The sequence below is a fragment of the uncultured Rhodococcus sp. genome, assembly GCF_963525155.1.
GTDB classification, from domain to species: Bacteria; Actinomycetota; Actinomycetes; order Mycobacteriales; family Mycobacteriaceae; genus Rhodococcus_F; species Rhodococcus_F qingshengii.
On the sequence record NZ_CAURKP010000013.1, the window covers coordinates 24,997 to 45,943 of the forward strand.

The window sequence follows — 20,947 nt, forward strand, 5'->3', positions numbered from 1 at the left end:
TGATGTTCAGGGGCGGCTGAGCGCGCTCGCATTGTCGTTGTCGCGAGTGGCCGTCGAACCTGCGGTGCTCTCGAGCATCCCCTCGAGGACGTTCTTGCCGATCGAGGTTTCCTTGGGAAGCGCGATCGGGTAGGTCCCGTCGAAGCACGCGGCGCACAGACGGCTGGCCGGCTGCTCGGTGGCGGCGATCATGCCCTCGGTGGAGATGTATCCGAGGGTGTCAGCTCCGATGGAACGACGCACGCCGTCGAGCATTTCCTCGAACGTCGCGTCCTGTCCGCCTGCGCCGTTGGCGATCAACTCGGCCGGTGAGGCGAAGTCGATACCGTAGAAGCAGGGCCACTTGACCGGCGGCGAGGCGATACGGACGTGAATTTCGAGGGCGCCGGCTTCGCGGAGCATCCGGATGAGCGCACGCTGAGTGTTACCGCGGACGATCGAATCGTCCACCACCACAAGCCGCTTGCCGCGGATGACTTCCTTGAGCGGGTTGAGCTTGAGCCTGATACCGAGCTGACGGATCGTCTGCGACGGCTGGATGAAGGTACGGCCGACGTAGGCGTTCTTCATCAAACCCTGGCCGTAAGGAATGCCCGAACCCTGGGCGTACCCGACGGCTGCGGGGGTGCCGGACTCGGGAACAGGGATGACCAGATCACCTTCGGCGGGATGCTCGCTGGCGAGCAGACGGCCGATCTCGACGCGGGTCGAGTGGACCGAACGGCCACCGATGACGCTGTCGGGACGCGCGAGGTAGACGTACTCGAAAACACAGCCCTTGGGAGTCGGATTCGCGAAACGCGAGGAGCGGACGCCGTCGGCGTCGATCGCAAGTAGCTCACCGGGTTCGATGTCGCGAACGAACGACGCACCGACGATGTCGAGGGCTGCGGTCTCGCTGGCGACTACCCAACCGCGGTCGAGTCGACCGAGGCAGAGCGGGCGGATGCCGTGCGGATCGCGCGCTGCGTACAGCGTGTGCTCGTCCATGAAGGTGAGGCAGAACGCGCCCTCCAACGTGGGAAGCAATTCCATCGCGGCCTGTTCGATGGTGCTGTCGCCGGCAGCGTGTGCCAGGAGACCACCGATTAGGTCGGAGTCGGAAGTCGCGGCATTGGGGCGCTTGTCGTTGACCAGGCCGGCTGCACGGGTGCGGCTCGCGAGTTCAGCGGTGTTGACCAGGTTGCCGTTGTGGCCGAGCGCGATGCCGGTGCCGGCAGTGGTCGTACGGAAGATGGGCTGCGCGTTCTCCCACGTCGTGGAACCGGTGGTGGAGTAACGGCAATGTCCGACGGCGACGTGACCTGGCATCGCTGCGAGGGTCTGCTCGTCGAATACCTGGCTGACCAGGCCGAGATCCTTGAACACCAGCACCTGGGAGCCGTCGGCTACCGCAATGCCGGCAGCTTCTTGACCACGGTGCTGAAGTGCGTACAGGCCGTAATAAGTGAGCTTCGCCACATCCTCTCCCGGCGCCCAGACGCCGAATACACCGCATTCTTCGCGGGGCTCGTTCTCGTCCTCGTCGGACGGGTTCGAAGCGAGGAGATTTGGACTGTTGACCGACAGATCGGCACGAGTCACCGGGCGCTCCGTTTGTGGGCGGGGGTTGGGGGGCATGCAAAGTCTACGGCCATTTTGGGACTCTCTTCCCCTGAGGGCTGCCTTGGCTCTCAGATCACGCCGAAGCGAACCGGATGGTCTCTGTCACTACGCCAACCGGAGCAGTGGGAGCCAGTGCGCAATTTCGGGGGCGCGGCTACCTGAAGCGTCGACTCGTCCGTCCCCTGCGGCCTCGGAGAACTCGAGCAGTCCGGTGACCATCTGCAACCACGTGCGAGCGTCCGTCTCGACGACGTTGGGCGGGGTTCCGCGCGTATGACGTGGACCTTCGATGCATTGCACGGCGACAAACGGCGGCACCCGCACCTCGACGCTCGATCCGGGGGCGATCTGTTCGAGAGTGCGAGCACTCATCTTCACTGCGGCGCCGAGTTCAGCGCGAGAAGGCTTCGGAAGTTCCGGATCGCGAAGCCACGGGCCGACAGCCAGGACTGCGGCACGGAATTCGGCGGGGTCGACGGCGCGGCGGGGCGGCATCAGTTCACCCCCTGTCTGCGAGTAGCGATACGAACGGCAAGTGCGCCACCGGCATTCGTGGCCAGGTGCAGCAGGGCGGGGGCAAGTACGCTGCCGCCACGGCGGTGCAGCCACTCGAACAGCAATGCCGAAGCGCCGGTGAACGCCACGGCTGCGGGAACGTTGTCGCCGGCACCGCGGGCGGGGGCGACGTGCCACAGCCCGAAGGTCAGTGCGTGAACAGCCTGCGCGGTCGGCCTGTTCAGTTCGCGGCTCCAGACGGCCGACATCGCGCTGCGGAACAACAGTTCCTCGGAGAGCACTGTGCCGAACGGGATGTGCAGGATGATCCATTCGAGGAAGTCTTCGCGGCCGTCTGCTCGCTCGTCGGCAGCGAGAGTCGCGCGCAAGGACGGAACGGCCAAAGCGACGCTGTAGCCGGTGAGGACCGCCCCCGCCGCGGCTCCGCCGAACTGAGCACCACCACGAATGCCGGTGTGCGCCAAGCCGAGTTCCTCGCGGGTGTAACCACGTGCGAGTAGGACTCCGATGGCCGACAGACCGGCCGCGGTGTTGACCACGGCGCGGGCTCGGGGCGAGAGACCGAATGCCGGAAGCACGACGTTGCTCCAGGTGATCGCGGCGGCGGAGAGCGCGATCGAGGCTGCTCCCCTCACTTTTCCGGGCCCTCGGATTTCACGGCGACAACCAAAGCCGATCGCACCCGCTCGGTTTCTGCGGCCGTCCATCCCTCGGGCTGGGCGACGCTGATCCAGGCGTCCAGAACGGAGGTTCCGTAATTGTGACCATGGCCGTCCGGAACTCCCGCGGCGTTGCCGAGGTCGGCCGACACCTGCCAGAACGTCACGACCGGGAACCACTTCATCGACGGTGATCGGTCGAATCCCGGTACTTCCTTGAGCCACTCGGGACGATTGAACATGAGGTCGGGCGACCACCACACCACCGGATCGGAAGGGTGCTGGACAAACAGAACTCGCGGCTCCGGCCACGTCATCCCGTCGGTCGGAATGTCTTCGGAGCGATCCGCGAACCGCACGCCGGCCAGGCCGTCCGCGTAGACGGGAGCTACTTCGGGGGTACCAGGATCGCGCCTCTTCTCGATCGAACGCCACAACTGCGTCGCGTTCGGTGGGCCAACCCACAGAATTCCGTCGGCGGTATCGCGCGCCGCCTGCAGTGTGTCGAAGGCTCCGGCGCCGGCCATGACGCCGAGGCTCTCGCCGTAGACCATGAACTTCGGCCTGGTGGCTTCCGGTTCCTGGAGCCATCTTTCGTGCACCCGCTCGATCAACAGGCGTCCGGCAGCTTGCGCCTTCTCCTGGTCGGCGAGGAATGAGATCCAACTCGGTAGGTACGAGTACTGGCTGGCGACAAGAGCAGTGTCGCCGTCGTGCACAAGTTCGATTGCCTGCGCCGCAGTGGGATTGACCCACCCCGTACCCGTCGTCGGAATGACCACGAGAACCTTGCGCTGGAATGCGCCGGTCCTCTCCAGCTCCTTGATGACCAGATCCATACGCTCTTCGGGATCTTCGGCGCTTTCAAGTCCGGCATATACGCGAATCGGATCCATCGCAGGCTTACCGGTTGCCGCTTCGAGTTCCTGCGCGTCGAGTCCGCGCGAGACGAAGTTTCGTCCCTCGAACCCCAATGTGTCCCAGGGAGCGGCTGATTCGGGGCTACCCGATTTCATCGGATCCTGCGGTTCGACGACGCCGTCGCGAGTGGTCGAGTTCTGCAGACTGAAGATCGAGTTGGTCGCTGCATAGATTCCGCGGACCAGGACGCCGTCGACCAGCATGAAGAACAGGACGGTGACAACCAGGACACCGACGCCATTGGCCACCGACCGTGACCAGTGGAACCGCCGCATCAGCTGTCGGGCAATCAGTTTCACCAGATCGTGGAGGACCCGCCAGATCGAGATGAGCAGGCCACCGACGAGCAGGCTCAGTCCGAGGGTTCGGATGTAGCCGGAAGTGGTCGTGCCTTCGGCATCGGTCAGTGCCGCGATTTCACGTTGCCACCCGGCCGCGTAGACCAGCATGATGATCGCCGCGACGATGGACGCGACCGGAACGAAGACCTTGATCGCGGAAGGCACCGGCTCGGGCAGTGGCCACCACCGTCGACCGCTGAGCAGGTATCGCTCGACAGCCCAACCGATCGCAGTACCGACGCCGTAGCCGATGGCCGAGTTGATTCCGCCGATCAGACCTTGGAAAAGCCAATCGCGCGGCAACAGCGAAGGGGTCAACGACCAGCAGAAGAAGAACGCGGCAAACGCGATGCCGGTGAAGTCGAGTTTGAGGAGCCCCCACGCCCACTCGGTGAAGCGGTTGTCGAGCTTCTCGAGGGGTGCGGGAACAGCCAGCCGCAGGTGGTGTTCCTGCGGCTGGCTGTCAGAAGAAGTCAGTTCTCCGGAATCGACCATCTATCACCCGAACAGTGCGGGCAGCGTTCCCTCGAAGGCCTCACGGAGCTTGGCCATCGTGACGGAGAAGTGTCCCTGGACCTCGACGGAGTCGCTGCCCTCGTCGACGACCCCGATACGCGTCCACGGCAAGCCGCGGGCGGTGCACATACCGGTGAAGCGAGTCTCCTCGGTACGCGGAACTGCAACGAGGACACGTCCCGACGATTCCGAGAACAAGGTCACGAACGGATCTGCGCCCTCGGGAATCAGGATGCGGCAACCGGTTTCGCCGGCCAGCGCGGCTTCGACGGCAGCCTGGGCCAGTCCACCCTCGGAGAGGTCGTGGGCTGCGGTGACGAGACCGTCACGCGACGAGGCGAGCAGAATGTCGGCGAGCAGTTGCTCACGGGCGAGGTCGACCTTCGGCGGCACGCCACCGAGGTGACCGTGCTCGACCTGCGACCAGATGGAGCCGTCGAACTCGTCGTGGGTGTCGCCGAGCAGGATCAGCGTCTCGCCGGGCTCGAGTCCGAGGCCCGTCGGGATGCGGCGGTGAACGTCGTCGATCACACCGAGGACAGCAACCACCGGCGTCGGCAGGATTGCCGTGGATCCGGTCTGGTTGTAGAAGCTGACGTTGCCGCCGGTGACGGGGATGCCGAGGGTGGCGCAGCCGTCGGCAAGGCCGCGAACGGCCTGCTGGAACTGCCACATGACACCCGGGTCCTCGGGAGAACCGAAGTTCAGGCAGTTGGAGACGGCCTTGGGCGTTGCGCCCGTGACTGCCACGTTGCGGAAAGCCTCGGCCAACGCGAGCTGCGCACCGGTGTACGGGTCGAGCGCGGTGTAGCGGCCCGAAGCGTCGGTGGACAGTGCGATTCCGCGTCCGGTCTTCTCGTCGATGCGGATGACACCGCCGTCGGCGTTCTCGGCCAGGACGGTGTTTCCGCGGACGTAGCGGTCGTACTGCTCGGTGATCCACTTGCGGCTGCACAGGGCAGGCGAGGCGATCATCTTCAGCAGGGTCGCTTCGAGCTCGGCGTCGGTTTCGGGACGCTTCAGTCCGGCAGTCGTATTCGCGATCAAGGCATCCTGCGTTGCCGGACGCTCGACGGGGCGGTGGTAAACCGGGCCCTCGTGCGCGACGGTGCGCGGGGGAACGTCGACGACGGTCTCGCCGTGCCAGGAGATGGTGAGGTGCTCACCGTCGGTGACCTCGCCGATGTCGGTGGCCAGGACGTCCCACTTCTTGCAGACCTCCATGAACGCATCGACGTTCTCGGGCGTGACCACGGCGCACATGCGCTCCTGCGATTCGCTCGAGAGCACCTCGGCCGGGGTCATTCCGGTGGCGCGCATCGGAACCTTCTCGAGGTTGATGTGCATGCCGCCGTCGCCGGCCGCGGCCAGCTCGGAGGTGGCGCAGGACAGCCCGGCGCCGCCGAGGTCCTGGATGCCGACGACGAGGCCGGCCTTGTAGAGGTCGAGACAGCACTCGATGAGCACCTTCTCGGTGAACGGGTCGCCGACCTGAACCGCGGGCAGCTTCTTACGTCCGCCGGTGTCTCCACCCTCGTCGTCGAACGTCGCCGACGCGAGGACCGAGACGCCGCCGATTCCGTCGAGACCGGTGCGTGCGCCGAACAGGATGATCTTGTTGCCCGCGCCCGAAGCGAAGGCCAGATGCAGATCCTCGACGCGCATGACGCCGGCAGCGAGGGCGTTGACCAGCGGGTTACCTGCATAGGACTCGTCGAAGACCGTCTCGCCGCCGATGTTCGGCAGGCCGAGGGAGTTTCCGTATCCACCGACACCGCGCACGACACCGTCGACGACGCGACGGGTATCGGGGGCGTCAGCAGCACCGAACCGAAGCTGATCCATGACGGCGATCGGACGAGCACCCATGGCCATGATGTCGCGGACGATGCCGCCGACACCGGTCGCCGCACCCTGGTAAGGCTCGACGTACGACGGGTGGTTGTGGCTCTCGACCTTGAACGTGACTGCCCAGCCGTCACCGATGTCGACGACGCCGGCGTTCTCACCGATACCGGCCAGCATGTTGGCGCGCATCTCGTCGGTGGTGGTCTTGCCGAAGTATCCGAGGTGGACCTTGGAGGACTTGTACGAGCAGTGCTCGCTCCACATCACCGAGTACATCGCCAGTTCGGCGTCCGTGGGACGGCGGCCCAGGATCTCCTTGATGCGTGCGTATTCGTCGTCCTTGAGACCGAGCTCCTTGAACGGCTGAGCGGCATCGGGATCAGCCGATGCGTGCGTGACGGTATCGACCTGGTGAGCAGACACTGGAGAGTGGTCCCTTCCCTACGGGAGTCAAGAGGCAAGCCGGCGCGGAGCGGGACACCACGAATGTGCCCAACGAAAGAACGTGCCGGGGGACAGTCTATCGGTGTGGGCCGACGACTTCCGCAGACGGCAGCACCCGCAACACCTCCGGGCCTGCGAAGTATCGCCCGTCACACCCGCCCCGGTTTGGGTAATCCGGTCGGTTTTCTTAAAGTCAGGGCCGGCCCACTCTCTCCCTCGAAAGGCCTCGCATGCCCCAGGATGTTCGTCAGTCCGACCTCACGGCACAGTCCCAGTCGGTGACCACTCCCCTCACTCCGGCTGCGATTTTCCTGGTCGCGACCGTGAATCCGGGTGGCGAGAACACCACACGAGAACTACTCGCCGACGTCGCCGGCCTGCAGCGCGCCGTGGGGCTGCGCGTCCCCGGATCAGGTTTGGATGTGGTGACAAGCATCGGTTCGTCGGTTTGGGATCGACTGTTCGCCGGTCCGCGCCCCGCGCTACTGCACCCGTTCACCGCTTTGCAGGGCGACGTTCACTCGGCGCCGTCGACTCCCGGCGATCTGCTCTTCCACATCCGCGCGATGAGCATGGATGCGTGTTTCGAGGTGGCTCGGCAGATCACGAAGCGACTGCACGGCGCAGCCACGGTGGTCGACGAGGTTCACGGCTTCCAGTACTTCGAGAACCGAGACCTCATCGGCTTCGTCGACGGCACCGAGAATCCGGTGGGCCGCGACGCCGTCGCCGCGGTGACGGTCGGCGACGAGGATCCCGAGTTCGCAGGCGGCAGCTACGTCCACATCCAGCGATACATCCACAAGATGCGGGACTGGGAAGCAATCACCGTCGATGAGCAGGAGCGTGTGATCGGACGCAGCAAGCTCGAGGACATCGAAATGACGTCCGACGTGAAGCCGTCCAACTCGCACGTCGCCCTCAACGCGATCAAGGACGAGAACGGCAAGGCTCTCGAGATCCTGCGCGCCAACATGCCGTACGGACGCCTCGGCGACGACGCGATCGGCACCTTCTTCATCGGCTACTGCCGCACGCCGGCGATCACCGAACGGATGCTCGAGAACATGTTTCTCGGCAACCCTCGCGGCAATTACGACCGTCTGCTCGATTTCTCGACGGCCGTGACGGGCTCGATGTTCTTCACACCGAGCGCCGACTTCTTCGAGGATCTACCGGCTGCACCCGCTGGGCTCTCAGCACTTTAACTACGCGACCTCTAACTTCGAGGCGTGAGGAAGGCACCGAGCGCGTCGGCATACATGCGGACATCTGCCGCGCCCATCAGCTCGCGGGCCGAGTGCATGGCGAGCTGAGGCGCGCCCACATCTACGGTGGAGAGTCCGGTGCGTGATGCCGTGATCGGCCCGATGGTGGAGCCGCACGGCAGATCAGCACGGTGGACGTAGCGCTGCATCGGCACTCCCGCCTGATCGCACGCGAGCGCGAATTCGCCGGCACCGGCCGCATCGGTGGCGTAGCGCAGGTTCTGGTTCACCTTGAGTACCGGCCCACCGTTGATCTCGATCCGATGAGCGGGCTCGTGGCGGTCCGGGTAATTGGGGTGCGTCGCGTGTGCCATGTCGCCCGACGCGCATACCGAGCCGGCCATCGCCTGCAGGAATTCTTCGCGGCCACCACCACGTCCCAACACGATCCGCTCGAGCACGGTGTTCAGCAGGTCCGAGAAAGCTCCGCGATCGGACATGCTGCCGACCTCTTCATGATCGAAGAGTGCAAGCACTGGGACCTGCTGACCGGGCGACTCAGCCGCGGCCAGAAGTGCTTGTGTCCCTGCATAACACGTGCCCTGATTGTCGAGCCTGGGGGCGCTGACCAATTCCTTGTCCACCCCCACGACTGCGCTGGGCGCAAGGTCGTGTGTCATCAATTCCCAGCCGAGAACCGACGACGCGGCTACACCCGCACGCTCGGCGACAAAGCCGATGAAAGACTTGGGCTTCGAACCCACGCCCCAGATTCCGTTGACGTGCCTCTGCGGATCCAGCGTCACACCCTTGCGATCTTCGGACAGGTGGATAGCCAGCTGCGGAACACGAAGAATCGGGTCGTCGATGCGAACCAGCTTCTGCTCCACAGTGTTTCCCACCCGGACACTCAATCGGCCCGAGATACCGAGATCGCGGTCGAGCCAGGAGTTCAGCCACGCACCGCCATACGGTTCGAGGCCCACCATCTGCCACCCGGCCGAAGTGAGGTCGGGATGCTGTTTGACCCGCAGGTTCGGGCTGTCGGTATGACCTCCGACAATCCGGAACGGAGCGGTACTTCCCACGCCCTCGGTGCTCCAGGCGATCAGCGAACCGCCTCGCACGAGGAAGTACCGTCCGGGCTCGGCTGGCCACGACTGCGTTTCGTGGACTTCGACGAACCCGCCGGCCGTCAGCTCGGTCGCCACCGTCGCGCACACATGGAACGGCGACGGTGACGAATCGACGAAGCTGCACAAGCCGTCTGCGTCGGCCCCGGTCAGAGAAGCCGCCCCGGCCCGAGCCGTCCGAGAAGTCTGAGAAGTCATGCCTCTCATCATGCCCGAACAGGTGTCCAGGATATCAGTGGCCACGAATCAGGTGAGCACAGAATCGGTTAGCTCAGGCGTGAGGACCGGATACGCAGAACTGATTCCCATCAGGATCGAGGAGCGTCACCCAGCGGAAACCGTCCATGTTCTCGCGGTGGTGCTCGGTAGCTCCGGCCTCGACGAGCCGCGCCACCTCGGCGTCGAGATCCGGACTCCCCAAATCGAGATGGATGCGATTCTTGCCGGCGGTGGGGTCCGGGACCTTCTGGAATGCGAAGTTGGTGGCGCTGTCAGGGACCGAGACGATGTAGAACCAACCATCGTTTTCCTCGACGATGTTTCCGCCCAACTGCGCTGCCCACCACGTTGCAAGCGGACCGGGATCGAGACTGTCGAAGGTGATCATGCCGAGTGTGAGAGTCATGCGCACACGCTAATGGAAGCCACCGACAAAGACTCTCGATCTCGGGCTGAGATGAGACGATCGTCGAATGCGACTCACAACGCTGCGCGACCGTGTTGCAGAACTACTCTTCGCAGTTTTCATCGCGACCGGCTTGCTCCTGAGCATCCTCGGAGTGCTCGCCTGACCATCATCCACTTCGACCTCGAGCCGAACCTGATCACCTTCACCGCAACAGGTCTTGCCGTCGGCCTTCTCGCGGCCGCCCTGCTTTATGTCCGGAACTACTCGCTCACACGAACGAACTAGCGGGCGCGGAGATCACTCGACCGCTTCGAGTTCCGCGACACTCCCGTCCGAGATCACCCGGACGTGGCGGGTGATCTTCTCGATCGGCCAGTCCCACCACGCAATTCGCACCAACTTCTCGATGTCTTCAGCACTGAAGCGGCGCTTGATCTCCGTTGCCGGGTTGCCGCCGACAATTGCGTAGTCCGGGACGTCGCGCGTTACGACGGCGCCAGTGGACACGATCGACCCGTGACCGATCCGGACACCGGGCATGACTGTCACGTTCCCGCCGAACCACACGTCGTTCCCGACGACGGTGTCACCGCGTGACGGCAGATCCTGCACCAAATCCATGTGCCTGGCCCAATCACCGCCCATGATCGGAAACGGGTAGGTGGAGACACCGTTCATACGATGGTTCGCGCCGTTCATGATGAAGGTGACACCGGTGGCCAGGGCGCAGAACTTGCCGATCACGAGTTTGTCGGGACCATAGTGGTGCAACACGTTTCGAGTCTCGAACTCTTCGGCGAACTCCGGATCGTCGTAGTAGGTGTACTCCCCTACCTCGATCAACGGGTTGTCGATCAACGGCCTCAGCAACACCACTCGCGGTTGCCCGGCCATCGGATGAACATTTGTGGGATCCGGCGCGTTCACTGTCTACTCCGATCCGTCGGCGCGGTGTCGCCGACCGCAGCAAGACTATCTGGTTCCTGCTGCGATCGACCGACAAGCGAAAACGTACCGGTGTCAGCCCAAGAGACCCTTGGCGATATGGGTGACCTGAATTTCGTTGCTGCCCGCATAGATCATGAGCGACTTGGCATCACGCGCCAACTGCTCGACTCGGTACTCGGCCATGTAGCCGTTTCCACCGAACAGCTGCACGGCTTCCATCGCGACCTCGGTCGCTGCGCGCGAGGAGTACAGCTTCATCGCCGACGCCTCCGCCAGGCTCACTTTGTCTCCGGCTGCGGTGCGCTCGATCGCATTGAAGACCATGTTCTGCACGTTGATTCGAGCGACCTCCATCTCGGCGAGCTTGAGCTGGATGAGCTGGAACTGCCCGATCTCACGTCCCCACAGTTTGCGGGACTTCGCGTATTCGATGCTCAGACGGTGGCATTCGTTGATGATGCCCAGTGAGAGCGACGCGATGCCGATGCGTTCGGCGGCGAAGCTCTCCTTGGCGCTGGATTTGCCGTCCGACTTTCCGCTGTCCTCGGTCTCGCCGAGCAGACGGTCCTTGGTGATGCGGACGTTGTCGAAGAACAGCTCACCCGTCGGCGAGGAGTTCATTCCCATCTTCTTGAACGGCGGGCTCTGCGTGAGCCCCTCCATGCCCTTGTCGAGGATGAAGGCGAGCACCTTGCGGTCACGACGATCAACCGACGCATCGCCCTCGTCGAGCTTTGCGTAGACGATCATCACGTCGGCGTACGGACCGTTGGTGATGAAGGTCTTGTTGCCGTTGAGGATGTAGTCGTCGCCGTCGCGGCGTACGTAGGACTTCATGCCGCCGAAGGCATCCGAGCCGGAGTCCGGTTCGGTGATCGCCCAGGCGCCGACGGTCTCGAATGTCACCAGGCCGGGGAGCCAGCGTTCCTTCTGCGCGAGTGTGCCGCGGCTGCGGATAGTTCCGGCGGCCAATCCGAGGCTGACACCCAACGACGCGACCAGGCCGAGGCTGACTCCGGCCAATTCGCTGTTGAGCACGACGCCCATGCTGCCGGCGCCGCTGAAGGCGCTCGACTTCTCACCGTCACCGGAGGGCGCTTCGCCGCGCTCGCGTGCCAGCGACTTCTCGAGGCCTTCGCGTGCCATGTCGGCCAGACCGAAGGTCGAGTACAGCTTGCGAATGATGTCGAACGGCGGCAGCGCACCACTTTCGAGCTCGTCGACGTGAGGTCGCACCTCTTTGTCGATAAAGCCCCGCAAGGCGTCGCGGAACATCAGGTCGGTGTCGGACCACTCGTACATGTGCCTGAACTCCAGTCGGTGAACGATCGAGAGACTGCCGAACGGCAGCCACACACCGAATATAGAACACGTTCCAAAACCGGAACAGGATTCAGCTGATCAGTCCCATTCGCTGCGAGATCCACGTCAGCTCCTGCTCGACGCCGGCCGACCACACCGAAAAGCTGTGACCACCGGGAAGCTCGAGATACCTGGCGTCCATTCCGGCCGCTTTGGCCGCTTCGTACACCTTTTGCTGACCCGGCTTGAACTCGTTGTCATCTGTTCCGACGACGAACACTCCGCCCGAGTTCGGGAACTTCCGAGTCGCCAGCAGGTCCATCGGATTCACCTTCACGTACGCCGCTTCGTCGCCGCCGAATATCTCGTCGACGGTTCGCTGTCGGTCACCGAGCGAAGGCTCCAACTGACCGGACAGATCGAGGAATGTCGGGTACACCTCGGGGTAATTGGTCGCCATCTGCAGTGAGCAGGTGCCACCGTAGGAGAGCCCGCCGATTGCCCACGCTCGCGGATTCGTGTCGATCTGGAACGCATTCGCCACCGCAGCGGGCAAGTCCTTTGCCAGATACGTGCCGACCTTGCCCTGTGACGAGTCGGTGCACAGCGGATTGGCCATCTGCGACCCTGTTCCATCGGCTATCACGACGACTGGAGCCAACCCCTCGTGATCCCGTGCAAAAGCGTCCATTGTCGCGGTCAGCTTTCCGCCCTGGAGCCAGTCCTCGGGCTTGCCAGGCTGACCTGCCATGAGCACGAGCACGGGAAGAAGCGGACGCGGATTGGTGAAGTACGACGGCGGCAGATACACCTGCGCGTCGCGCGCGGAGAATCCTGAAATCGTCCCGGGGACAGGCAAAGTCGTGACCCGTCCGCGAATCGGCATGCCCTCCGGCGCTTTCCACACAGTGTCGGTGGGATCGCCGGTGACAACAGGATCGGTCGGACCGGGAACTTCACTGAGTGAGATGCGGTCGAAATCGTCGTGTCCGAACGCAATTCCCACAGTCGGATACGCGGCGAAAACCAGATTGATCTGCGTCGCGGCAGTGATGACGACCAGAACCGTCGCGATCACGGACAGGAGCGCTTTCGCGACGGTTCCGCCCGCCTTGATTCGCGGCCCGAGAAGTAGCAACGCGTAGATACCGATTCCGATCCACACGTAGATCGACATCTCGATGGGATCGGGGAACGGCACGATCACCTTTTCGACGGTGATCCACACGGCGATCATGATCACCAGCGCGATCAGCCCCGCGATCGGCACCGCTCTGCGGTAGTACCAGCGCACGTTCGAACCGAGCAGCCACACACCACCCAGGACCCCGAGCACAGTCAGGATCACCGGCAGTGGTCCCGAGATCAAACTGATTCGGTAGAGCCAGTCCACGTCAAGCCTCTCGCGCGTAGAAATGTCGCACGCACGAGGCTAGACGACGACGCTGGTACGGCGACGACGCTAGTACTCTGTATCAGGTGACATTCATCAAGGTCTGTGGCCTACGCGACGTTGACACGGTCGACCTCACGGTGGGCCTGGGCGTCGACGCCATCGGTTTCGTCTTCGCCGAGAGCGTCCGCAAAGTCGACCCCACACTCGCAGTCGCTCTGCTCGCGCGAGTTCCCGATCACATCCGTGCAATCGGAGTCTTTCTCGGCAACCCGATCGATCAGATCCTCGAGATCGCGAAGATCACCGGGCTTCGCACCGTACAGGTTCACGATCTTGTCGACGCCGAGCAAGTGCAGCAGCTGCACGATGCCGGCCTCGCCGTCATCCGCGCGGTCGTCTCCAGCAACGTCCGCGACGGTTACAATCTCGACCTCGGCGAGGACGAACTCCTGATCGACGGCGCAGACGCCGGATCAGGGGTGCCGTGGCATTGGGCCCAACAGCAATCGCGCCCGCAAGGCCAGTGGATCCTGGCGGGCGGACTGTCCCCGGACAACGTTCGCGACGCACTCGATGCCACCGGCGCCTGGGGCGTCGACGTCTCCAGCGGCGTCGAATCCTCCCGCGGCGTCAAGGACCACGCGTTGATCGAGAAGTTCGTCAGCGCTGTCCGGCAGACCGATCACTCGAAATAGGACGCGTAGTCACTGAAAGCGACTTGACCGGTGGGACTCGCTTTCACGGCGTCGGCAACGGCAGGCGGAATGGGAGCCCAGTGCGCAGGCATGGCCGCCGCCAGTGACGGCTTCAAGATGTAGAGCAGTGCGAAGTTCACTATCCAGAGCGGCGGTGCCATCGACATGCCGACTTCCGAATTCACATCGCCTTTGGTGTTGGCCACCAGCTGCGCTGCTCCCGAAATCTGTTGCGCTGCAAATCCGTAGACTGCCTGCACCGTGTATGCCGACTGATAGAGCGCAATCAGAGTGTGCGTTGCACCGTTGTTGCGCAACCAGGTGCCCACGAAACCGCCAGGGGCGATCAGCGTATTCACCTGTCGCGTCGGCGCATCCGCGTTGGCCGGACTCTCCAGCAATCCCTCGGGATTCACGTACAACCCGTAACTGGCCAGAACCGACGGCGTAGTGCCGGAATAGAGGGGCCGCCCGTTCGTATTGGTGAGAATCCGGGCGCATTCGTCGATCACCTCGGCATCCTCGAGATTGCCACCGACCCCACCACCGGCCATGAGGTCGCGATACTGCTCCTCGGTCAAAGCGTCAGCGGGCTTGAGTCCGATCTGCGCGGCAATCTCTTCCGCAGTCTGCTGACCGAGTGGCTGGTTGAGTTGATCCGGAGTAGTCATCTGCGTGGGCGCGACGCTCTCGTAGACCGGTGCCCCGGCAAAAGGGATCACGAACCCGGTATCGACATTCTCTGCAACCGGTTGCGCGCCGGCCATCTGAGTGGTGGCAAACGAAAGTACGCACACCCCAACCAAAGCCAGAACCGAGACGGTCCCGCGATGAGACCGTGCTCCACGTCTACAGCCCTCGCCTGAGAAAGCCTTGCCTGCAATTCCATTGCCGCGCATAGGTCAACCTCCCGGAACGCAGTCGGGCGAATCAACTCGAGCTTGCATCTCAGTCAAACGCTGTGACCAGCGCCGTGTCAAGACACAGGTCAGGTCGAGGCACGGCGACAGCTCGCTCGATACAGGCGACAGCTCGCCCGCTACAGTGATGCTTCCATCTGAAGTGACCTCACCCCATTTGAATTGCAGGACATCTCTGGAGGCGAGCAGTGTCTGACAAGCGCGGGACCGTATTGATCACCGGTGTCGGTCGGAGCAAGTCGATCGGAGCGAGCCTCGCATTGGGCCTTGCCGAGGATGGTTGGGATCTGGCTATCGGCTACTGGGAGCCTTACGACGAACGCGTCGGGTTCGGGCGCGGAGCGCACGATCCGCAAGACATTGCCGAGAAGTGTCGCGCACTCGGAAGCCGTGTCGACCTCGTTCCTGGAGATCTGGCCTCGCCCGACGTGGCCGATCAGCTCGTTGACGCTGCCGCAGCGCGGAACGACCTCCGTGGGCTGGTGCTCTCACATTGCGAAAGCGTCGACAGCTCGATCCTCGATACCACCGTCGAGAGCTGGGAACGACATTTCGCCGTCAACGCTCGCGCCTCCTGGCTGCTGATCAAAGCGTTCGCTGAACGGCTTCCGGAACAGCGCGACGTCAGTCACGGGGCCGGGCGGATCATCGCACTCACCAGCGACCATGCGGCCCACAATCTTCCGTACGGGGCCAGCAAGGGCGCTCTCGACCGCATCGTCATCGCCGCCGCAGTCGAACTTGGATCACGCGGCATACGAGCCAACGTCGTCAACCCAGGACCTATCGACACAGGATGGATGACACCCGAGATCAGACAGGCCACAACCCTCCAGACTCCTGCCGGCCGGCTGGGTACTCCCGGCGACACTGCAAACCTCGTTCGGTTTCTGATGTCCGACGCCGGAGGCTGGATTACGGGACAACTCCTTCACTCCAACGGCGGATTCAGTACGAACTGAGCCTTGGCCGGACTCAGTTCAGGCTTTGTAGGTCGGTAGCGTCTGCCCGAGCCTCTTACCCATTTCGGCAGCCAAAGCCGCGAGCCCGCTGGCCGGACGCACCATGACCTCGAAATCGACGATCTTGCCGTCCTCGTCGAATTCGACCATGTCGATTCCCTTGAGACTTTTGTCGCCGATGTTCGCACTGAATTCGAGCACGACCTGTCGACCGTTGGCTCCGGCGAACTGACGGTGGTACTCGAAGTTCTCGAACACCTGGATCACCGTATTGAGAATGAGCACAACGGCATCCGCGGACTGGTACGGCTTGAATCCCGTGGGCGATCGGAACTGCGCGTCGGGTGCGACGATCGTCGGTAGCGCCGACAGATCGCCGGTTTCGATCATGGTGTGCCACAACTTCAGTGCAGCTTCGACTTTCGGTTCGAGCGTCAATTCCGTGCTCATGCTTCTACCCTTCCCTCGACGTTACCTGCCGCTTGTTCTACCGGCACTTGACTTGCGACGGACCACGCACTCAATACAGTTCGCACCCCGGTCACGAGTTGCAACGGCTGATCGATCATGACGTGATGTCCGGCTTCGGGAATCTCCGCCACGATGGCCTCCGGTCCGAACAATCCGCGCATGTGCTCCATGAGTCGATCGGACACGATGCCGTTCTCAGCTCGGAAATAGGCTACGCGGCAACGTGGTTCACTGTCGAGAACATCTTCGGCGCCTACTCGGAGAAAGAAATTCGGATCGAACTTCCACGACCAACCGCCCTCGACTTCCTCCATCGACGTGGCCGCCACATGGTCACGCACCGCAGGCAGACCCGAGTCCTGCGGCGGAACGAAGCGGAACCGGCCCATCGCGTCTTCCCTGGTGGGATAAACCTTCTTGGGGCCGAAAGCATTCTGGCGTCGAGCTGCCTCCTCTTCGGGCGTACGCGCCTTGAGCGGAGAATCGATGATGACAACCCCGTCCAACAGTTCGCCATGCAGATGCGAGGCCACGAAAGAAACAATCCCACCCATACTGTGCCCCACCAGAATCGGCTTGCCCTCGATTCCCCCTGCCTCGGCCGCCGCCAGCACCTCGCGAGCCCACTGGGACATCGCGTAGGCGTCGCGAGTGTGACTGTCGCCGTGGCCCGTCAAGTCGAGAGCGACGACGCGGCGCCCCTCGGCGAACTGCGGCGCAATGTGATCCCACCAGCGACTGTGGGCGGCGCCGCCGTGAATCAGCACGATTCCCGGCCCCGCCGGCCCCCAAGCCCGAAAGTGCACCGAGGCACCCTCGACCTCCACCGACCCCGTCTCGACCGGCGCTGCCAACGCCCGAGTGAACCAACCAGGCGCGTCTTCGACCACATTGCTCATCGATCGAACATACATAGTCGTCAATCGGTTCATCCAACTCTTCCCAGTTCGTGATCCATCACCTATATTGAATCCGGCCTCAAGTTCAATTCGTTTCGCCGAAGGGGAGAGATGACCAACCGCCAAGTACGCCTCGCCGCCCGCCCGACAGGACTTCCCGACGCTTCCACCTGGGAATACGTCGATGCCGAGATCCCGTCCGCCGGACCGGGCGAGTTTGTCGTCAAGGTCGAATACCTCTCCCTCGACCCCGCGATGCGCGGTTGGCTCAACGACGTCAAGTCGTACGTTCCGCCGGTCAAGCTCGGTTCCGTCATGCGCGCCCACGGCGTCGGACGCATCACCGAATCACGGCACCCCGATTACCAGGTCGGGGACATCGTGGCCGGATCCTTCGGCGCTTCCGAGTACGGCGTTTCCGACGGTACAGACGTCACTCGGGTCGACGAATCGATCGCTCCCCTACCGACCTGGCTCGGCGCTCTCGGATTCCCCGGCGTCACTGCGTATTTCGGATTGCTCGACGTCGGAAAGCTGAAAGACGGTGACACCGTCGTCGTGTCCGGTGCCGCGGGTGCGGTCGGCAGTCTGGTCGGCCAGATCGCAAAGCTTCACGGATGCAAGGTCATCGGCATCGCCGGCGGTCCGGAGAAGTGCGCGTGGCTCACCGAGGACCTCGGCTTCGATGTCGCCATCGACTACAAGAACGAATCCGTATACAAGGCGCTCAAGTCCAACGCTCCCGACGGAATCGACGTGTACTTCGACAACGTCGGCGGAGAAATTCTCGACGCCGCTCTCTCCCGTCTGCGCCTCGGCGCTCGGGTGGTCATCTGCGGCGCCATCGCGGGCTACAACGCCACCGAACCTCAGCCAGGCCCTGCTCACTACCTGTCACTTCTCGTCAACCGCGCCACGATGGCCGGCTTCGTGGTCTTCGACTACCTCGATCGCTACGCAGAAGCACAAGAGCAGATCGGAAAGTGGATCAAGAGTGGCGAATTGACTGCTCGCGAGCACGTCGTCGACGGCGGTATCGACGCGTTCGGCGACAGCCTCAATCTTCTCTTCGCCGGAGCGAACACCGGAAAGCTGGTCTTGAAGGTCAGCTGAGTCGGCCACACACGCAGATCGGCCACCGGTATTCCGGTGGCCGATTCGCTTGGGTCAACTGACTCCGGACGGAGTGGGAACGCTGTCCTCCCCCAACCGCGGCGGGGCCGACCGATAGGTTGCCGGCGTGCCGCTCATCCGAATCGGATTGGCTACCTGCCGAGTCGGTGCATCGCGACGCGGGTCGTCGATGGACACCACCGGATCGAGATTCAGCCGTTCCGCCAGCGCTATCGCGTCGGCGATGTCGTTGAGAGGCCCACACGGAACACCTCGCTCGGTCAGTGCCTCGAACCACGAGTCCGCAGAGCCCTTGGCCAATGCAGCAGTGACGGCGTCGAACAGTTCTTCTCGATGCGCAACCCTGTCGCTGTTGGACGCGAAACGCGCATCAGCGGCAAGTTCGGAAACTCCGAGAACCTCTGTCAACGAACTGAATTGCCGATCATTGCCGACCGCGAGGACCAGCGGACGGTCCGCGGTGTCGAATACCTCGTATGGTGCGATGCTCGGATGCCGGTTGCCCATTGCCTGCGGCACCACGCCCGCGGCCACGTAGCCGGACGACTGGTTGGCCAGTGCGGACAGCAACGAGGACAACAGATTGACCTCGACGTGCTGCCCTTCGCCTGTGCGATCGCGATGGCGCAGCGCTGCAAGGATTCCCACGCTGGCATGCAGGCCGGTGATGACGTCGACCACCGCGACACCGACCTTGGTGGGAGTCTTGGGATCGGGTCCGGTGATACTCATCAATCCGCCGACCGCCTGAATCAACAGGTCGTATCCCGGCAGAGAGTTGTTGCCACCGAAGCCGCTGATCGAGCAGTAGACCGCACGCGGATTCATTTCTCGGACAGCGTCGTAGCCCAGCCCCAGACGGTCCATCGTTCCCGGCAGGAAGTTCTGCACCACGACGTCCGCATTGCGAACCAGCTCGCGTGCACTCTCCAGATCCTCGCGCTCGCGCAGGTCCAGAGTGACCGACTTCTTGTTGCGGTTCACCGACAGAAAGTAGCTCGACTCGTCCCCCACCCACGGTGGGCCCCAGCTGCGAGTGTCGTCCCCGACACCCGGCCGCTCGATCTTGACGACCTCGGCACCCAGGTCGGCGAGAATCATCGTGGCGTACGGACCGGCGAGGACGCGGCCGAAATCAGCGATCACCAACCCGTCGAGCGCTCCGACAGCGTCTGCCGTCACCGGAAAGCTTCTTCACCGGTGAGAGCGCGGCCGATCACGAGCTGGTGAACCTCGGACGTGCCCTCGTAGGTGAGAACGGATTCGAGGTTGTTGGCGTGCCGGATCACGGGGTACTCGAGCGTGATGCCGTTGGCGCCCAGAATGGTTCGGCATTCACGGGCGATCTTGATGGCCTCGCGGACATTGTTGAGCTTGCCGGTGCTGACCTGCTCGGGGCGAACCGTCCCGGCGTCCTTGAGGCGCCCGAGGTGGATGGCGAGCAACTGCCCCTTGCCCAATTCGACTGCCATGTCGGCGATCTTGGCCTGGGTGATCTGATACGCGGCGAGCGACTTGTCGAAGACCTTGCGATCACGTGCATATGAGATCGCAGTCTCGAGGCAGTCACGTGCTGCACCCATTGCCCCGAAGATGATGCCGAAGCGTGCCTCGTTGAGGCAGCCGAGCGGGCCGGACAGTCCGCGAGCCTTGGGCAGCATCGCCGAGGCAGGCAGACGCACGTCCTCGAGCACCAGTTCCGAGGTGACCGACGCCCGGAGCGACATCTTGTTCTTGATCTCGGGGGCGGAGAATCCCGGAGTGTCGGTGGGAACGACAAATCCGCGCACGCCGTCGTCGGTTCGAGCCCAGACCACGGCGACGTCCGCGATGGAGCCGTTGGTGATCCACATCTTGGTGCCGTTGAGGATCCAGTCGTCCCCGTCGCGCTTGGCGTTGGTTCGCATACCGCCGGGGTTGGATCCGAAATCGGGTTCCGTGAGACCGAAGCAGCCGATGGCTTCACCCGCCGCCATTCGCGGGAGCCATTCTTCCTTCTGCTCTTCACTTCCGTTGCGGTGGATCGCGAACATGGCGAGCGAGCCCTGGACCGAGACGAGGCTGCGAATGCCCGAATCGACAGCTTCGAGTTCCTGGCAGGCCAACCCGTACGCCGTGGCGCTCATCCCGGCACAGCCGTAGCCCTCGAGGTGCATGCCCAGTACGCCGAGCGCGCCCAGTTCCTTGGCCAGCTCACGAGCCGGCAGTGCTGCCGCTTCGAACCATTCACCTACGTGCGGGCGAATGCGATCGTCGACCATCTTGCGGACCGTGTCGCGGATCGCGATCTCCTCGGCGTCCAGCAGGGTGTCGATGGCAAAAAGCTCGGACAGGGACTGCGGCGTGGTCACGGGGCCTCCAGTGTTCTCGGGCGCAATCCTTTGCGAGAACGATTGCGCAA

At 63.4% G+C, this 20,947-nt stretch carries 19 protein-coding genes; 4 read left to right on the plus strand and 15 right to left on the minus strand.

What is annotated here, in order from left to right; translation table 11 throughout:
• Nucleotides 1-6: 6 nt before the first annotated feature.
• The 5 genes from purF to purL form a co-directional block, all read right to left on the minus strand.
• Nucleotides 7-1,584, minus strand: coding sequence for an amidophosphoribosyltransferase (gene purF, locus RWT78_RS05255; protein WP_003940541.1), 1,578 nt, complete (start codon nt 1,582-1,584; stop codon nt 7-9).
• Nucleotides 1,585-1,710: 126 nt separating this feature from the next.
• Entirely contained in the window at nt 1,711-2,100 is a 390-nt protein-coding gene (locus tag RWT78_RS05260) for a sterol carrier family protein (RefSeq protein ID WP_003939745.1), read from the minus strand.
• Nucleotides 2,100-2,756: a CPBP family intramembrane glutamic endopeptidase gene (locus RWT78_RS05265; protein WP_162114541.1), complete on the minus strand. Its 657-nt coding sequence runs from the start codon at nt 2,754-2,756 to the stop codon at nt 2,100-2,102. Before RWT78_RS05265 ends, RWT78_RS05260 begins: the two co-directional genes overlap by 1 nt.
• Nucleotides 2,753-4,537 (minus strand): alpha/beta-hydrolase family protein, encoded by a 1,785-nt coding sequence (locus RWT78_RS05270; RefSeq protein ID WP_003940273.1) that lies wholly within the window; start codon nt 4,535-4,537, stop codon nt 2,753-2,755. The genes RWT78_RS05265 and RWT78_RS05270 overlap by 4 nt, the downstream gene beginning before the upstream one ends.
• 3 nt (nt 4,538-4,540) lie before the next feature.
• Nucleotides 4,541-6,829, minus strand: coding sequence for a phosphoribosylformylglycinamidine synthase subunit PurL (purL, locus tag RWT78_RS05275; RefSeq protein WP_314674428.1), 2,289 nt, complete (start codon nt 6,827-6,829; stop codon nt 4,541-4,543).
• Nucleotides 6,830-7,080: 251 nt separating this feature from the next.
• On the opposite strand from purL, the gene RWT78_RS05280 reads away from it, so the two are divergent.
• Nucleotides 7,081-8,058 carry a Dyp-type peroxidase gene (locus tag RWT78_RS05280; protein WP_314674430.1) on the plus strand — a complete coding sequence of 326 codons (978 nt, stop codon included), beginning with the start codon at nt 7,081-7,083 and terminating at the stop codon, nt 8,056-8,058.
• 11 nt (nt 8,059-8,069) lie between these two features.
• Here RWT78_RS05280 and RWT78_RS05285 read toward each other — a convergent pair whose 3' ends face one another.
• The 5 genes from RWT78_RS05285 to RWT78_RS05305 all read right to left on the minus strand — a co-directional run bounded on the left by RWT78_RS05285 (nt 8,070) and on the right by RWT78_RS05305 (nt 13,462).
• Nucleotides 8,070-9,389 carry a M18 family aminopeptidase gene (locus RWT78_RS05285; RefSeq protein ID WP_314674432.1) on the minus strand — a complete coding sequence of 440 codons (1,320 nt, stop codon included), beginning with the start codon at nt 9,387-9,389 and terminating at the stop codon, nt 8,070-8,072.
• 73 nt (nt 9,390-9,462) lie between these two features.
• Entirely contained in the window at nt 9,463-9,816 is a 354-nt protein-coding gene (locus tag RWT78_RS05290; RefSeq protein WP_003939907.1) for a VOC family protein, read from the minus strand.
• A 300-nt stretch (nt 9,817-10,116) separates the two neighbouring features.
• Complete coding sequence (locus RWT78_RS05295) at nt 10,117-10,713, minus strand: CatB-related O-acetyltransferase (protein ID WP_037125853.1); 597 nt, start codon at nt 10,711-10,713, stop codon at nt 10,117-10,119.
• A 126-nt stretch (nt 10,714-10,839) separates the two neighbouring features.
• Nucleotides 10,840-12,069 (minus strand): acyl-CoA dehydrogenase family protein, encoded by a 1,230-nt coding sequence (locus tag RWT78_RS05300; RefSeq protein ID WP_037128824.1) that lies wholly within the window; start codon nt 12,067-12,069, stop codon nt 10,840-10,842.
• Nucleotides 12,070-12,160: 91 nt separating this feature from the next.
• Nucleotides 12,161-13,462 (minus strand): esterase family protein, encoded by a 1,302-nt coding sequence (locus RWT78_RS05305; protein ID WP_075834275.1) that lies wholly within the window; start codon nt 13,460-13,462, stop codon nt 12,161-12,163.
• Nucleotides 13,463-13,548: 86 nt separating this feature from the next.
• Between RWT78_RS05305 and RWT78_RS05310 the strand changes: the two genes are divergently transcribed.
• Complete coding sequence (locus RWT78_RS05310) at nt 13,549-14,160, plus strand: phosphoribosylanthranilate isomerase (protein ID WP_314674440.1); 612 nt, start codon at nt 13,549-13,551, stop codon at nt 14,158-14,160.
• Here the strand turns inward: RWT78_RS05310 and RWT78_RS05315 are convergent.
• Nucleotides 14,148-15,059, minus strand: a complete 912-nt coding sequence (locus RWT78_RS05315) for a hypothetical protein (RefSeq protein ID WP_314674441.1) — start codon at nt 15,057-15,059, stop codon at nt 14,148-14,150. The genes RWT78_RS05310 and RWT78_RS05315 overlap by 13 nt on opposite strands.
• A gap of 209 nt (nt 15,060-15,268) precedes the next feature.
• Here RWT78_RS05315 and RWT78_RS05320 point away from each other — a divergent pair, with 209 nt between their 5' ends.
• Complete coding sequence (locus tag RWT78_RS05320) at nt 15,269-16,042, plus strand: SDR family oxidoreductase (RefSeq protein ID WP_314674443.1); 774 nt, start codon at nt 15,269-15,271, stop codon at nt 16,040-16,042.
• A gap of 18 nt (nt 16,043-16,060) precedes the next feature.
• On the opposite strand, the gene RWT78_RS05325 is transcribed toward RWT78_RS05320, so the two are convergent.
• Both RWT78_RS05325 and RWT78_RS05330 read right to left on the minus strand, forming a co-directional pair.
• Nucleotides 16,061-16,492, minus strand: coding sequence for a nuclear transport factor 2 family protein (locus RWT78_RS05325; protein WP_003940510.1), 432 nt, complete (start codon nt 16,490-16,492; stop codon nt 16,061-16,063).
• Nucleotides 16,489-17,412 carry an alpha/beta hydrolase gene (locus RWT78_RS05330; RefSeq protein WP_314674445.1) on the minus strand — a complete coding sequence of 308 codons (924 nt, stop codon included), beginning with the start codon at nt 17,410-17,412 and terminating at the stop codon, nt 16,489-16,491. Before RWT78_RS05330 ends, RWT78_RS05325 begins: the two co-directional genes overlap by 4 nt.
• A gap of 111 nt (nt 17,413-17,523) precedes the next feature.
• Here RWT78_RS05330 and RWT78_RS05335 point away from each other — a divergent pair, with 111 nt between their 5' ends.
• Nucleotides 17,524-18,525: an NADP-dependent oxidoreductase gene (locus RWT78_RS05335; RefSeq protein ID WP_314674446.1), complete on the plus strand. Its 1,002-nt coding sequence runs from the start codon at nt 17,524-17,526 to the stop codon at nt 18,523-18,525.
• 54 nt (nt 18,526-18,579) lie between these two features.
• Here RWT78_RS05335 and RWT78_RS05340 read toward each other — a convergent pair whose 3' ends face one another.
• Nucleotides 18,580-19,728 carry a CaiB/BaiF CoA-transferase family protein gene (locus RWT78_RS05340; protein WP_003939934.1) on the minus strand — a complete coding sequence of 383 codons (1,149 nt, stop codon included), beginning with the start codon at nt 19,726-19,728 and terminating at the stop codon, nt 18,580-18,582.
• Complete coding sequence (locus RWT78_RS05345) at nt 19,725-20,897, minus strand: acyl-CoA dehydrogenase family protein (RefSeq protein WP_314674447.1); 1,173 nt, start codon at nt 20,895-20,897, stop codon at nt 19,725-19,727. The genes RWT78_RS05340 and RWT78_RS05345 overlap by 4 nt, the downstream gene beginning before the upstream one ends.
• Between the last annotated feature and the right edge of the window lie 50 nt (nt 20,898-20,947).